The organism is Sphaerisporangium siamense (assembly GCF_014205275.1).
GTDB classification, from domain to species: Bacteria; Actinomycetota; Actinomycetes; order Streptosporangiales; family Streptosporangiaceae; genus Sphaerisporangium; species Sphaerisporangium siamense.
Map to the genome: position 1 here is coordinate 4,895,547 of NZ_JACHND010000001.1, position 14,729 is coordinate 4,910,275.

A 14,729-nucleotide genomic window follows, 5' to 3' on the forward strand; every position below is an offset into this window, starting at 1 on the left:
CAAAATCGGGGCCCGCGCGAGCCCGTCGCCCGGTCATCTATACCTATGGCGAAACCCCAGGTCAGCGCGCGGGTCGCATCCGTATTGCCGGACTTGCGCCTACCTGGCCGTCCGCGGAGGGGACGTGGGACGCCGGGTTCAGGGAATACCGGCCCTCGCTGGGGTACGACACGCTCATGAGCCTCATATGGGAACAAGTCGTCATCGACGCCGCCGATCCGGTGGCGCTCGGCCAGTGGTGGACCAAGGCCCTCGGCTGGGTGGTGGTCAACGACGCCGAGGACGAGTACGAGATCAGGGTCGCCCCCGACCTTCTCCCCGGACTGCTCTTCACACCCGTGCCGGAGGGCAAACAGGGGAAGAACCGCCTCCACCTGGACTTCCGCCCGAAAGATCAGAAGGCGGAGGTGGAACGCCTGCTCGCGCTCGGCGCCCGCCCGGCCGACGTGGGCCAGGGCGACGAGCGGTGGGTCGTGCTCGCCGACCCCGAGGGCAACGAGTTCTGTGTGCTCTCCGACCGCCGGGAAGACACGGCCTGACGATCGCCTGACGATGGGCCGACAGGGCACTGGCACCCTCGGCAGGAAGCAGGGCGGGTTCGGGCGCGAGGAAGGCGGCAGAGGGGCTCGTGAGCCGGTAGGGCCGTCCGGATGGCGGGCAGTACGGCGTCCGGACCGCAGGACACGAGGACGGCAGCACGGCGTCCGGACCGTAGGGCGCGAGGACGGCGCGCGCGGGTGGCCGAGGGCGCGAGAACAGCGCGGACGGGTGGTCAAGGGGCGAGGGACGGCGCGAGCGGGTGGCCGCGCCGCGTGGGCCTGGCGCGGGCAGGTGGTCGCACAGCGTGGGGCCGGCGCGGGCGGGTGGTCGTGCGGTGTGGGGCCGGAGGCGATCACGGTGGGTGCTGTCGGGGAGGGCGGCGGGCGGGCGAGGACGGGCAGGACGGCGTGGGGCGGGCGAAGATGGACAGGACGGTGTGGGCTGGCGGCTGCGGCACCTCTGAAGGCGACGGGCCGGGCGTGACCTAGGACCAAAGACCGAGGGAGGCCCGATGTGAGGGCCCCGAATCAGGACATACCGTAATCCGGTGTCCCCAGCTGTGATCGATTCCCCCGTCAGCCCCCCTCCCGGCGTGCTGAGCCGTCCCTACCGGGCGATCAGCGTCGGCATGGTGGCGCTGGTCATCCTCGTGGCGTTCGAGTATCTGGCGGTGGCGACCGCGATGCCCGTGGTCGCCAAGACCCTGCACGGCCTGCCGCTCTATGGGCTCGCCTTCAGCGGCTCCATGGCGGCCAGTGTGATCGCGACCGTGGCGGGCGGCCGGTGGAGCGACGTCCGCGGCCCCGTCGCCCCCTTGTGGGCGGGGGTGGGCGGTTTCACCCTCGGCCTGCTCATCGCGGGCTTCGCCCCGAGCATGCACGTCCTGATCGCCGGCCGGTTCGTCCAGGGCATCGGCGGCGGCCTTTTCTCGGTCGCGCTGTACGTGGTCGTGGCCCAGGTGTTCCCCGCTGCGATGCACCCCAAAGTGTTCTCGCTGCTCGCGGCGGCCTGGGTGCTCCCGTCGGTGGTGGGCCCGGCGATCACCGGCGCCGTGGTCGAACACGTGGGGTGGCGGTGGATCTTCCTGGGCATCCCGCTGTTCGTCGCGCCCGCCGCGCTGCTGCTGTGGCGCGGCCTGGCCGGCAGGACCACCGCGCCCCCCGCGTCCGACGGCGCGCCGGGCACCGGGTTCCGTGCCCGGCTGCTCTGGGGCGGCGTGGTGGCCGTCGGCGCGGCGCTCCTGCAGTACGGCAGCGGCCTCGGCCCGAGCGGTTTCCCGCTGCTGGCGGCGGCCCTGCTGATCCTCGCCTTCGCCCTGCCCAGGTTGCTGCCCCGGGGAACCCTGCGCGCGGCGCGCGGCTTCCCCGCCGTGGTCCTGCTGCGCGGCCTGGCCGCGGGCGCGGTGTTCGCGGCCGACGCGTTCATCCCGCTCATGCTGACCGGCCAGCGCGGCCTGAGCCCGACCCAGGCCGGGCTCTTCCTCACCGGGTCCGCGCTGAGCTGGTCGTTCGCCTCCTGGGTGCAGGGGCGCGGCCGGTACGACCGCAACAAGCTGTTGCGTCTCGGCGCCGCCATGCTCTCCGCGGGCGTCGCGGGCGCCGCGCTGCTGGTCTTCGCCTCCGTGCCGCTGGCCGCCGGCCTGGTCGCCTGGCTGGCCGCCGGTTTCGGCATCGGCCTGGTCTACCCGATCCTTTCGGTCCTCACCCTGGAGTTGTCCGCGCCGGGCCAGGAGGGCGTGAACACCTCGTCCCTGCAGATCGGCGAGTCGGTCTTCTCCGTCGTGATCGTGGCGGTCATCGGCGCGGTGTTCGCCGGGCTGGGCACCGCCTGGTGGGTGTACCTGCTCTGCTTCGGGCTCATCGCCACACAGGCGCTGCTCGGCCTGCTGATCAGCGGCCGGGTGCGGCCTGCCACCCCCTGACCAGGACGAAAGGGACGTTCCCTCTGCCCGCGTTTGGTCTGGATCCCCACACCGGGCACCATGGAAGGGCAGGTGTCCGACAAGGGGGTTCCATGCCACGCGTCCGTGAGCTTGAGGTCTTCCGGCTCGTGCTGCCCTACGGCAGGCGTCCGGAGAGCATCCTGGTGAAGCTCACCGATTACGGTGGCATGACCGGCTGGGGCGAGGTGGTGCAGGGCCCCGGCCGCTCCCTGCCCGGCCCCGTGGCCGCCTCCGCCGACGCCGGCGAGGAGGAGGCGGACGAGGACGAGGTGGCGGGCGCGCGTGACAACGCCCTGGCCAAGACCTGGGCCGCGCTGGAGGAGTCGCTCGGCCCCGCCCTGCTCGGCGTCGACTGGGAGCACCCCGACGAGCTGACCTCCCTGCCCGCGAGCCCCGCCGTCGACCTGGCCTGCTGGGACCTGTGGGCCCGCATGCGCGGCGTCCCGCTGGCGCACGCGATCGGCGGCACCCGCACGTCCGTGGTCGCGACCGTGCGGCTGCCCGCCGAGCGGTCCCTGGAGGCGATGGTCGCCCGCGTCAACCGGCACGTGTGCGCCGGATACGCCCACGTCACCCTGGACGTCCACCCTGGCTGGGACGTCGAGCCGGTGCGCGCGGTGCGCGCGGCGTACCCGGCGCTGGCGCTGGCCGTGGACGCCCGCGGCGTCTACACCGACATCGCGGCGCTGGCGGCCCTGGACGCCTACGATGTGACGGCGATCGAGCGGCCCTTCGGCGGCTTCGACACCCCGCCCGACCTCGCCCGGCACGCCGAGCTGCAGGGCAGGGTGTCCTCGCTGGTGGCGGTGGAGGTGCATTCGGTCGCCGCACTGGAGCAGGCCATCGCCGCTCGGGCCGCGAGCGCGCTGCTGCTGCGCCCGTCCCGCTTCGGCACCCTGCGCGCGGCGCGGACGGCCCACGACCGGGCCGCCGCGGCCGGCTGGGACATCACGGCGGCCGGCGGCAGGGGGACGGGCCTGGCCCGCGCGGCCACCGTCGCCGTCGCCAGCCTTCCGGGCTGCACGCTGCCGGGAGACGTCACCGAGCCCCCGCGCAACGCCCAGATCGTGACGCCGCCGGTCGGCGCGTCCGGCGGCGTGGTGGCCGTCCCGTTGACCCAGCCGGGCCTCGGCCACCTCGTCGACGAGGACCGGGTGCGGCGGCTCGCCCGCGACTCCTTCCGCCTGTGAGAGGCCGTCAGCCGATCGACTGCTCGTGGCGGAACACCTCGTGCGGGTCCCACACCTGCTTGACCTCCAGCAGCCGCTCGTAGTTCTGCCCGTAGTAGAGGCGGTACCAGGGCACGCCGGAGGTGTTCCAGACGTCGCTGTTCAGGTCACGGTCGGGGTAGTTGACGTAGCAGCCGTCGGTCACGGCCTCGGGGTCGGCCGCGTCGCCGCTCCCGGCCGGGACGGGCACGCCGCCGGTCCGCTGGTAGACCCTGCGGTACAGCTCGCGGATCCACCGCTCGTGCACGGCGTCCTCGCGCGGGTCGGTCCAGTACGTCTGGTACTGCAGCTTCATGATCGAGTCGCGCTGGGGGACGGCCGTGTCGCGCGGCCCCACCGCGTTGATCCGGCAGCCGTAGGTGTCCACCTGGATCAGCGCGTCGGGGTTGTGGTACCCGGTGTTGTCGTAGTCGCCGTCGTCGCGGGCGCCGGACAGGAAGTTCCACATGACCTGGATCTGGTCATCGGGGAATGGTTTGCGCATGTAGGCGGACTTGTACTTCCCGCGCCGGTTCGGCCCGGAGCCGTTCAGGGTCTGGGTGGCCTGGATCCAGGGCATCAGGCGCGGCTCCTCGTGCAGGCCGGGCATCTGCGGATGCTCGCCCATGACGAGGTCCAGCTCGGCGCGCGGAAGGTCGAGGCCCTCTTCGAGCCGGCCGAGGAAGGCGTCCAGCCGCTCGCGCCCGGTGATCGGGTTGTTGGCCTCGACCTGGGTGATCAGTCCGATCTTCCCCGCCGACCTGTGCGTCAGCTTGAGGATGGAGAACAGGTCGGCGTACTCGCTGCGGACGCCGCCGTTCTCGGCGCAGAAGCGCCCGAAGTTTCCCACCAGGCGGGCGAAGCGCTCCTGGCTCATGTCCTTCCACTCCCACGCGACGGCGCTGAGCCAGACGTTGATGGGCGGGCGGGGGAGGTCCTTGAACCAGTAGCGGGTGATCACGCCGAAGTTCCCGCCGCCGCCCCCGGTGTGCGCCCACCACAGGTCGCGCAGGTGGCCCTCGTCGTCCCTGCGGGCGATCACGGCCTCGGCCCGGTAGTCGCTGTGCGGCTCGCGGCGCACGACGACGACCTCGACGGCGTACAGGTAGTCGACGGTGAGGCCCGCGCGGCGGGACAGCAGGCCGTATCCGCCGCCGCAGATGTGGCCGCCCGCGCCGACCGAGTAGCAGGACCCGGCGGGCAGCGTGAAGCCGGTCTCGCGGTAGAGCTGGGCGTAGTTGTGCCAGTTCGTCGACCCGGCCTCCACGCAGTACGCGCCCATGCCGGGGTCGTAGTGGACCCGGTCCATCTGGCCCGCGTCGATGATCACCTGCGTCTCCGCGTTGGAGACGAAGTTCTCGTAACAGTGGCCGCCCGAGCGGACGGCGATGCGGGTGCGGCCGCTGTTCAGCGCCTCGTTCAGGGCTCCGATGACGTCGGCGGTGGAGCGGACGATCTTGATGTAGTCGGGGTGGGACGTCCAGCGCTGGTTGAATCCTTGGCACAGCGCGCCGTACCTGTCGTCGATCCCCGTCACGGTGACGCCCGAGCTGGCTTCCGCGTTGGACACTGCGCTCTCCTTGTGAGGATTGCCGGGTTTATCGGCGTTATCGGCGTTGTCCGTACCGTCGGTGGACGCCGTCCCGGGGGGGACGGCGGGCATGATCGGCATAGTGGGCATGGTGGGAACCGCAGGAGACGACGGGCGCGGGAACAACGCGCGGAGCAGGCCGCCCGGGGCGCGAAGACGAGGACGTGGAGGACGCATCAGGAAGGGCCGCTCTCAGCACGGCAGCGTCACGGGGGGCGGACACACGAGAAAGACTTACCGTAACCGGTCCGTCACGACACGTCACCAGAACGCCACCGTTATGGAACCGTGATTGCGGCCGGGTGGGTTCAGGTGGCGCAGATGTCCTTGTCCGGCCCGGTGGCGGACGGCGTCGGCGTCCCAAGGCCGGGAGACGGGGTCAACGAGGTCGAAGGGGACGCCGAGAGCGGCGGCGCGGACGGCGACGGGCGGGTGGCCGCCGGGGTGGGGGCCGGGGCGGCGCGGCGCGCGGAGTCCCGTACGGCCTTGGCGCTCAGCCTGCGGATCAGGGCCCAGTCCGGGTTCCCGGTGTGGATCAGCGGCGGTACGAACTGTACGCCCGTGACGCGCGCGTCGCGCACCTTCAGGGCGAGCGGCACGAGGTGGGAGAGCATCGACCGCGGGATGTCGGTGCGGAACATCCCCTTGGTGGCCTTGGCGAGCTGGTTGAAGCGCAGCAGCACGGTGGCGGGGTCGGCCTGGTGGAGGAGGGCGTCCAGCACGCAGCGCTGGCGTCCCATCCGCGTGTAGTCGTCGCTGTAGGTGCGCGACCGGGCGAACCACATCGCGTCCGCGCCCCGCAGGCGGCGGGTGCCCGCCTTGATCAGGCCCTCGTTGTACTTGCCGAACACCACGTCGGTGGGGACGGTCAGCGTCAGGCCGCCGAGGGCGTCGATGATCCGGGCCAGCCCCCACATGTTCACCATGGCGTACCAGTCGATCTGCAGGCCGAGGGTGTGCCCGATGGTCTCCTTCAGCGTCTCGGGGCCCATGCCGGTACGGCCGCCGAACAGCTCGGGGTGGGTCTCGGCGTACTCCCACACCGAGAAGAGCAGGTCCTCGCGCGAGCCGTCCGGGTTGGCGGGCAGGCGGAAGCCGCCGGGGAAGCGGCGGTGCATCGGCGTGCCCGCGGGGAAGCGGACGTTCTCCAGGTTGCGCGGCAGGCTGAACAGGACGGTCGCGCCGGTGCGCACGTCCACGCTGGCGACGTTGATGCTGTCGGTGCGGATGCCGACCCGGTCGGGCTGCCAGTCGCCGCCGAGGATCAGGACGTTGACCCGCGTCCTGCCCACCCACGGGTCGGTCGTCGGGACGCCCCTCTCCGGCGCCGCGGCCACCGGGGCGGGGTCGTCGAAGACGGCGCTGAGCAGTTCCTCCGACACCAGGGCGTACTGCGCGACCGCGACGAACGGCAGCGAGACCGCCACGGCCAGCGTCCCCGCCAGGATCCCCGAGATCACCTGCCCGGCCTGGGAGAGCAGGGACGGCCGCAGCACGACGTAGGAGCGCACCAGCAGCGCGAACCAGCCGAGCGCGAGCAGCGGGGCCACCACGACGGTGCCGCGCAGCAGGGCGGGGTCCACCAGGCGCCCGCTGAGGTCGTCCCCCATCGCGAGGGCCGTCGTCACCAGGCCGGCCAGCACGAGGACGTAGGCGCCGACGAGGATGAGCCCGGTGCGCCGGCGGCCGGCGCGCAGGTGCGCCGAGCCGGGGAGCAGGGCCGACAGGGCGGTCCAGGCGATGACCGCGGCGGTCGTCGGGCGCGTGCTGGTGCCAGGCAAAGATCTTCCATTCCCCCGGTGGTCAGGGGGGCACGATACCCACGCCGTTCGACGGGGACGTGAACACGTCCCGAACAGATCATGAGTTATCCGGACATAGCGAGGCAGGCGTACGGCCGTGCTACCAGGGGATGCCGAACAGCCCGTAGTACGCGGCCGTCACCAGCAGCAACGCCGTCCCGCCCAGCACGGCCGCCATCGCGTACCGCTGCCAGCGCCCCGGCCGCCACCCCTCGCGCAGCGCCGTCGCCACCGCGGCGACCGCGGCGACCTCCTGCACCAGCATCAGCATCGCCAGCACCCGGACGATCAGCCACCCGGACAGCACGGCGGGCCACGCCCCCGCCTGGTTCACCGAGAACAGCACGATCAGCGTGATGAACGCCAGCACCGAGGCCAGCAGCCCCACGCCCGTCCAGGCCATGCGGCGCAGCCGCCGCCGGACGGCGGGCCAGACCTCCGCGCCCGCCGACGTCAGCGGCCCCCTGCCGCGCAGCCGGATGACCATCTCGGTGACCGGCGCCGCGACGTACCCGACCGCGGTGAGCGTCAGCGCCAGGCCCAGGATGGCGCTGTGGGCGTACCACGGCGCCTGCGGGATGTCGCTGGCCTCGTACCGCTGCACGGGCGTGGCCCCGGCGATCTGCGTGGCCGGCTGCGGCCGCGCGGTGCTGGGCAGCCCGCGAATCCAGTTCGCCAGCGTCTCCAGGTAGCCCCGGGTGTAGGGGCCGCCGTTGACGCGCATCGCGTGGTCGGCGCCGCCCAGGAAACGGATCGTGTAGTCGCGGTTGTCGCCGGCGGTCAGCGCGGAGGTCAGCGTCTGCATGCTCTCCACGAACGGGATCGAGGGGTCCATCGTGCCGTACAGCGCCAGTACCGGCTGCGTCATCCGCTGTAGCTCTGGGACGCTGTCGTAGCGCAGGAAATCGAACCCGACCCCGCCCATGGCCTTCGTCAGCAGCTCGCGCACCCCGGCCGGCGCGTGCAGGCGCTCCAGTTGCTCGTTGAGCGCCCAGGCGACCTGGCGGACGGGGGAGACGTTGGGGGAGGAGACCAGGACGCTGAACCCGACGTCCTTGCTGGTGGCGGCCGCGATCGGCACGACCCAGCTTCCCTCGCTGACCCCCCACAGCCCCGTGCGCACCGGGTCGACGTCGCCGCGCGCGCGGAGCACCTCGACCATGCGCAGGGCGTCGTCGGCGAGCAGGCCGAAGTCGCGGTGGCGGAAGTCGTACCCGACCGTGCGCTTGTCGTAGGTCAGCGTCACGATGCCGGCCTTGGCCAGCCACGTGGCCTGCGTGGTGAAGTCGCGGCGGGACCCCGACCCCGAGCCCTGTACGAACGCGACCGCGGGGTAGCGGCCGGGCACGCGCGGCGCGCGGATCGTCGCGGCGAGCGTGGTGCCCTTGACCGGGATCGAGATGTCCTGGGTGGTGATGGCGCCGTCATGCGGGACCGAACGGTACTCGGCGGCCGGCTGTGCCGGCAGCGCGGCCATCGTCTCGGACAGGCGCGGAGGATCGAACGAGGGCGGCGAGAGCAGATATCCCACGGACCCGAGCATCGCGAGGACCACCACTGTCGCGACGCTCAACCGGCTACGGTCGGTCACGCCACCTCCTGTTCTCGCGACCTCCTCGCGGAACCCCGTCCCGTGTTCTCGCCCACCCGAAAGGTTCCGATCGCACGCTTTCTACGCACAACAGAATTACACCCTTGAACACATCCTCCGATCATCAGATTAAGTCACGGGGCATGAACGATGGTGCCGGTGGTACCGCATTTGTCGGTGGGACCTGTTAGCTTCCTGCGACATGCGCGTCCTGCACACTTCCGACTGGCACCTCGGGCGGGCGTTCCACCGCGAAAGCCTCCTCGACGCCCAGGCCGCCTTCGTCGACCACCTGCTCGAAACGGTACGCACCGAGCACGTCGACGTGGTGGCCGTGGCCGGCGACGTGTACGACCGGGCGCTGCCCTCGGTCGACGCGGTCGCGCTGTGTAACGACGCCCTGCGGCGGCTCACCTCCGCGGGCGTCCGCACCATTCTGATCAGCGGCAACCACGACTCGGCGCGCAGGCTCGGCTTCGGCGCCGAGCTGATCGACGCCGCGGGCGTGCACCTGCGCACCGACCCCGCCCGCGTCGGCGAGCCCGTCGTCATCGGCGACGTCGCCTTCTACGGCATCCCCTACCTGGAGCCCGAGGCCGTGCGGGTCCCCTGGGAGCTCGGCGAGCGCAGCCACACGGCCGCCCTCCGGCACGCCATGGGCCTGATCCACGCCGACCTCGCCCGCCGCGGCACCCGCTCGGTGGTCCTGGCCCACGCCTTCGTCTCCGGCGGCGAGAGCAGCGACAGCGAACGCGACATCAGCGTGGGCGGCGTCTCCCACGTCCCGGTCTCCGCCTTCGACGGAATCGACTACGTCGCGCTCGGCCACCTGCACGGCCGGCAGCGCATGAGCGAGACCGTGCGCTACTCCGGCTCGCCGATCGCCTACTCGTTCTCCGAGGAACGCCAGCTCAAGGGGTCCTGGCTGGTCGACATCGGGCCGCAGGGGCTCTCCGCCGCCGAGTTCGTGCCCGCGCCCGTGCCGCGTCCGATCGCCACGCTCCGCGGCCGTCTCGACGATCTGCTGACGTCCGAGCGGTGGTCGCCCCACGAGGACCACTGGCTGCACGTCACCCTCACCGACCCGCAGCGGCCCAAGGCGGCCATGGAACGCCTGCGCCGCCGCTTCCCCCACACCCTCGGCCTCGCGTTCGAGCCGGAAGGCGGCGACGAGGCCGCGCCCGCGGCGCCGCGCCTGGCCGGGCGCCCCGAGATCGACGTCGCCCTCGACTTCGTGCGCGCCGTCCGCGGCGAGCCCGCCGACGCCGACGAGACGCGCCTCCTGCGCGCGGCCGTCGAGGCGTGCCGGCTGAAAGAGGCTCTGGTCTGAATGCGTTCGTGCCACGCTGGAGCGCGTGACCTTGTCGAGCCGTCGATCACCCCCGCGCCGGGAGGCCCGCTGACATGAGGCTGCACAACCTGCGGCTCACCGCCTTCGGCTCCTTCCCCGGCAGCGAGGAGGTCGACTTCGACGCGCTCGGGGAGTCCGGCCTGTTCCTGGTGCACGGCCCCACCGGCGCGGGCAAGACCACCGTCCTGGACGCCGTCTGCTACGCGCTGTACGGCCAGGTGCCCGGCCTGCGCAACAGCGCGCGCCGCCTGCGCTGCGACCACGCGCCCCCCGACCGCGGGCCGAAGGTCACGCTCGAGGTCACGCTGCGCGGCAGGCGGCTGCGCGTCACCCGTTCTCCCGTCTGGGAGCGGCCCAAGCTCAGAGGCGAAGGGGTCGTCGAAGAGAAGGCGAAGGTCCTGGTCGAGGAACTGCCCGCCTCCGGCGCGCCGGTGTTCCTGTCCAGCCGGGCGGACGAGGCCGGCGATCTCATCGGCGGTCTGCTCGGCATGAACGCCGACCAGTTCTGCCAGGTCGCGATGCTCCCGCAGGGCGACTTCGCGAGGTTCCTGCGCGCCGACGGCGAAGAGCGCCGCCGCCTGCTGGAGAAACTGTTCTCCGTCAAGATCTTCAGCGACGTCGAGCACTGGCTGTCCGAGCACCGCACGACCGCCCACCAGGAGCGCCAGGAACTCCGCCAGCGCGTCGACTCGGTAATCGACCAAATGCGCGGCGCCGCCGGCCCCACCCTCCTGGCGACCGCAGCCTCGCCCGTCCCCACGACCGCGGGGCCCGCTCCTCTCGACATCACGGACACCGCCCCGCCGGCGGGCGAGGCTCCCACCACGCTGGAGAGCGAGGGTCCTTCCCGGAAGGCTGGGGATTCCGCCACGCTGGGAACCGAGGGACCGGCCGCTCTGGAGAGTGAGGGTCCAGCCGCACTGGACGCCGGGGGGTCCGCCTCGCCGAGTGGCAGGGGCGTCAGGGATCCGCGGGAAGAGCCGCTGGAATGGGCCCGTGATCTCCTGGAGGCCGCCGAGCGCGCCTGCGCGGGCCTCACCGGCGCGCGGGCCGGGAGCGAGGCGTTCCTGAAGTCGGCCAGGACCGCGCTGGAGGCCGGGCACGAGCTGGCCCGGCGCCGCCGCGCCCACGCCGACGCCCAGGCCAGGCGGGACGAGCTCGACCGCGCCGCCGAGGAGCGCTCCGACCTGGAGACCATCCTCGCCGAGGCGATCCGCGCCGACCAGGTCGCACCGCTGATCCAGCAGGCCGAGCAACGTGCCGAGGAGGCCGCGAAGGCATGGCGCCTTGCCGCCGAGGCCACCGCCCGCGCCCTTCCCTTGCTCCCGTCGGCCGGAACCGCCCACCCGGACGTCACAGCCCCCAGCGGTTCGCGCCCGTCCCCGGAGGACCGGTCCACCTCTCGTTCCCCGGACGGAAGGGGGCCGCGCCCGTCCCTGGAAGACCACTCCGGCTCTCATTCCCCAGATGTGACCGGTGCGCGGGGTGTGACCGGTTCCCCGGACGTGACCGGCCCGCGCCCGTTCGCCGACGACCGGCCGGACTCCCAGGCGCCGGATGTGCCGGAAGACGCCCCGAGGGTGCCGTCCTCGGGCGAGCGTCCGGAGCCGGACCCGGAGTCGATGGCCGCGCTGGAGCGTGCGCGCCGGGACGAGATCGCACGGCTGGAGCAGCTCGCACCCGAGGAGGCGCGGCTGGAGACGCTGCGGGACGGGCTGGCCCAGGTGGGTGCGCGGCGCACGGCGCTGACGGACGAGCGAGACCGGACGAGCCGGCGGCTCGAAGCCCTGCCCGGGCTGCGCGCGCAGACCGGGGAGCGCCTCGCGCTGGCCCGGCTGGCCGCCTCCGGCCTCCCCACGGCCCGCGCCGCCGAGTCCGCCGCCACTCGTCACCTTGATGCCGTCCGCCGCCGCGACACCGCGGCCGCCGACATGTCCGCCGCTCTGAACGACCTCCGCACCCTGCTCGCCGACCTGCCCGGCCCTGTGCCCGGTGACCTGTCCGTTGACCCGGCGAGTCCCGGGCAGGTCGGCGCGGTGGCTCGGGAGGTGCGGGAGCGGCTGTCCGAGATGGAGCGCGCGCACCGGGACGAGCTGGCCGGGCTAGAGCTGCGCCGGGCCGACGAGACGCGCGCGGCCGAGGTGCGCGCCGAGCTCGCCGAAACCGACACCGCGCTCGAAGGGCTGGACGAGCGTGAGACGGCCCTCGCCGCCGCGCGGGACGAGCTGCCGACCCGCCTCGCCGACATCGAGGAGCGCCTGGCCGCCGTACGCGAGCAGGCGGCCCAGGTCCCCGCCGCCGAGGCCGCCTGGAACGCCGCCTGCGCCGCCCTGGAGCACGCCGAGCGCCGCGACGCCGTGGCCGCCGAACTGGAGGCCGCGGAGGCCGAGCGGAGGATCACCACCGACGAGGCCCAGGAACTGCGCGACCGCCTCCAGTCCATCAGGCAGGAACGCATCGAGGGCATGGCCGCCGAGCTGGCACAAGCGCTCACCCCAGGCGAGCCCTGCGCCGTCTGTGGCTCGATCGACCACCCCGCGCCCGCGATCCTCGCCGAGGCCATGTCCACGGTCGAGGACGAGCAGGAGGCCGAGGCGCTCGCCGACGCCGCGCAGGATCGCCGGCAGGCTGCGGAGGGCCGGGTCGCGGTCCTGCACGCCCAGGTGGAGGAGGCCGAGGCCCGGGCGGGCGGCCTGTCGGCCGACGAGGCCCTGACCGCCCGCGAGGAGACCGAGTCGCGGCTCACCGGCCTCGCCGTGGCCGCGGAGGCCGAGGAGGAGCTGGCGGAACAGGCGCGCGCCGTGCGCGCCGAGCTGGACGACGTCAGGGACCGGGTGCGCGACGTCGACCTTGAGATCGCGGGCCACCGCACGCACCGCGCCGCCCTCCAGGCCGAACTGGACCGTCTCACGCTCGTCCTCGACGCCGCGCGGGGTGAGGACGCCACCGTGGCGGCGCGCCGCGAGCGCCTCGGCGCGGAGGCCCGCCTGCTCGGCCTCGCCATCGACGCCGCCACCCGCCTTGGCGAGACGGCCGCCGCCCACGAGGAACAACGCGCCGCGGCACGCCGCGACCTCCCGGAGGCCCTCCGCCTCCTCGACGCCGCCGAAGCCGCGTCCCGCGCACCCGAAACGAGCGGCACCGTCAGGGACGCTGAGCGTGACGGCACTGACGTCGGGAGTGCGAAGTTCCGGAGCGCGGAGGTCAGGGGCACTGAGTTCGAGGGCGTGAAGTTCAGGGGTGCTGAGGTCCGGAGGGCGGAGTTCGGCGGTACTGACTTCGGAGGCGTGGAGTTCGGGGGTGTGGAGGCTGGCGGGGCGGACTTCAGTGAGGAGAAGGCGGCGGGGCTGGTGCGGCGGGGCGAAGGGGTGTTGGCCGCGTTGCGTGAATCGGCCGACGAGGAGGCCGCCCTGGCCGAGGCCGCAGGGCGCCTGGACGCGGAGCTGGCCGACCTGAACGACGCCCTCGCCCGCGTCGGCCTCGAACTCGCCGCGGAACAGGCCAAGGAGGAAGGTCTGACCGCGGAGTCCGAACGGCTGACCACGCGTCTCGACGCCGCCAGGGGGGAGGACGCCACCCTGTCCGCCCGCCTGGAGCGCCTCGCCGACGAGGCGGAGCTGCTGCGGGACGCCGCCGAGGTCGGCCGGCACGCCCGCGCGACCTCCGCCGAACGGGACGCCGCCGCGGCCAGGGCCGAGAGCGCGGCCGGGGAGGCCGGCTTCGCCGGGGTCGAGGACGCCCGCGCGGCCATGCGCACGACATCGGCCCGCCAGGCGATGTCCGAACGGCTGCGCGCGCTGGACGCCGAGCACGCCGCCGTCACGAAGCTGCTCTCCGATCCCGAGCTCGCCGCCGCCGCGGCGGCCCCGCCCCCGGACGTCCCCGCGCTGACCGAGGCGTTCGAGCGGGCCGAGCGCGAGCACGCCGAGCGTTCGTCGGCCCGCGACCAGGCCGCCGCCCGCCGTGACCGTCTCGCCGAGCTGTCCACGTCGCTGGACGCCACGATGGCGCGGTGGCGTCCCGCCGAGGAGCGCCACCGCCTGGCCAGGAGCCTCGCCGAGCTGGCCGTGGGCACCTCGCCGGACAACGTGCCGCACATGCGCCTGTCGTCCTACGTGCTGGGCGAGCGGCTGCGCCAGGTCGTGGACGCGGCCAACGCCCGGCTCGACCACATGTCCGGCGGCCGTTACGTCCTGCTCTACGACCCGCGCAAGTCCGCGGGCGACCGCAAGCGGGCCGGCGGCGGCCTCGGTCTGCGCGTCCTGGACGGCTGGACGGGGGTGGACCGCGATCCCGCCACCCTGTCCGGCGGCGAGGCGTTCATGACGTCCCTGGCGCTGGCCCTGGCGCTCGCCGACGTCGTCAGCGCCGAGGCGGGTGGCGTCGAGCTCGGCACGCTGTTCATCGACGAGGGCTTCGGCACCCTCGACGAGGACACGCTCGACGGCGTCCTCGACATCCTGGACGAGCTGCGGGACGGAGGCAGGGCCGTGGGCATCGTCAGCCACGTCGGCGAGCTGCGTGCCCGGGTGCCCGCGCAGCTCAAGGTGATCAAGAACCGTTTCGGTTCCCGTCTTTCCATGGCGGTTCCCGGATAGACCGCCACATATGGGAACGTTGTAACGGCTGGGGTGTCCGGTGTCTTTGGGATAGATGACACGCGGGGGGACACGCCAGGGCGGATCGAGAAGGGCGGGGAAGTCA

At 73.2% G+C, this 14,729-nt stretch carries 8 protein-coding genes; 5 read left to right on the plus strand and 3 right to left on the minus strand.

The annotated features are described in order from the left end of the window. Window positions 1-176: 176 nt before the first annotated feature. The 3 genes from BJ982_RS22685 (at window position 177) to BJ982_RS22695 (ending at window position 3,672) form a co-directional block, all read left to right on the plus strand. The gene (locus BJ982_RS22685) at window positions 177-539 is read left to right on the plus strand and encodes a VOC family protein (RefSeq protein WP_184883185.1); all 363 of its coding nucleotides are present in this window, start codon (window positions 177-179) and stop codon (window positions 537-539) included. A 548-nt stretch (window positions 540-1,087) separates the two neighbouring features. Continuing rightward, window positions 1,088-2,461 carry an MFS transporter gene (locus BJ982_RS22690; protein ID WP_239122779.1) on the plus strand — a complete coding sequence of 458 codons (1,374 nt, stop codon included), beginning with the start codon at window positions 1,088-1,090 and terminating at the stop codon, window positions 2,459-2,461. A gap of 92 nt (window positions 2,462-2,553) precedes the next feature. Beyond that, on the plus strand, window positions 2,554-3,672 hold the full coding sequence (locus tag BJ982_RS22695) for an enolase C-terminal domain-like protein (protein ID WP_184883187.1): 1,119 nt from the start codon (window positions 2,554-2,556) through the stop codon (window positions 3,670-3,672). Between the two features lie 7 nt (window positions 3,673-3,679). Here the strand turns inward: BJ982_RS22695 and BJ982_RS22700 are convergent, their stop codons facing one another. The 3 genes from BJ982_RS22700 to BJ982_RS22710 all read right to left on the minus strand — a co-directional run bounded on the left by BJ982_RS22700 (window position 3,680) and on the right by BJ982_RS22710 (window position 8,674). Then, a complete protein-coding gene (locus tag BJ982_RS22700) occupies window positions 3,680-5,260 on the minus strand; it encodes an FAD-binding oxidoreductase (RefSeq protein ID WP_239122778.1) in 1,581 nt (526 codons plus the stop codon). Between the two features lie 329 nt (window positions 5,261-5,589). Then, on the minus strand, window positions 5,590-7,062 hold the full coding sequence (locus BJ982_RS22705) for an LCP family protein (RefSeq protein WP_239122773.1): 1,473 nt from the start codon (window positions 7,060-7,062) through the stop codon (window positions 5,590-5,592). A 121-nt stretch (window positions 7,063-7,183) separates the two neighbouring features. Continuing rightward, window positions 7,184-8,674 (minus strand): alpha/beta hydrolase family protein, encoded by a 1,491-nt coding sequence (locus BJ982_RS22710; protein WP_239122770.1) that lies wholly within the window; start codon window positions 8,672-8,674, stop codon window positions 7,184-7,186. Between the two features lie 202 nt (window positions 8,675-8,876). Between BJ982_RS22710 and BJ982_RS22715 the strand changes: the two genes are divergently transcribed. Then, window positions 8,877-10,004, plus strand: coding sequence for an exonuclease SbcCD subunit D (locus BJ982_RS22715; RefSeq protein ID WP_184883190.1), 1,128 nt, complete (start codon window positions 8,877-8,879; stop codon window positions 10,002-10,004). A gap of 74 nt (window positions 10,005-10,078) precedes the next feature. Further along, a complete protein-coding gene (locus tag BJ982_RS40560; RefSeq protein WP_184883192.1) occupies window positions 10,079-14,623 on the plus strand; it encodes an AAA family ATPase in 4,545 nt (1,514 codons plus the stop codon). The last annotated feature ends 106 nt before the right edge of the window (window positions 14,624-14,729 follow it).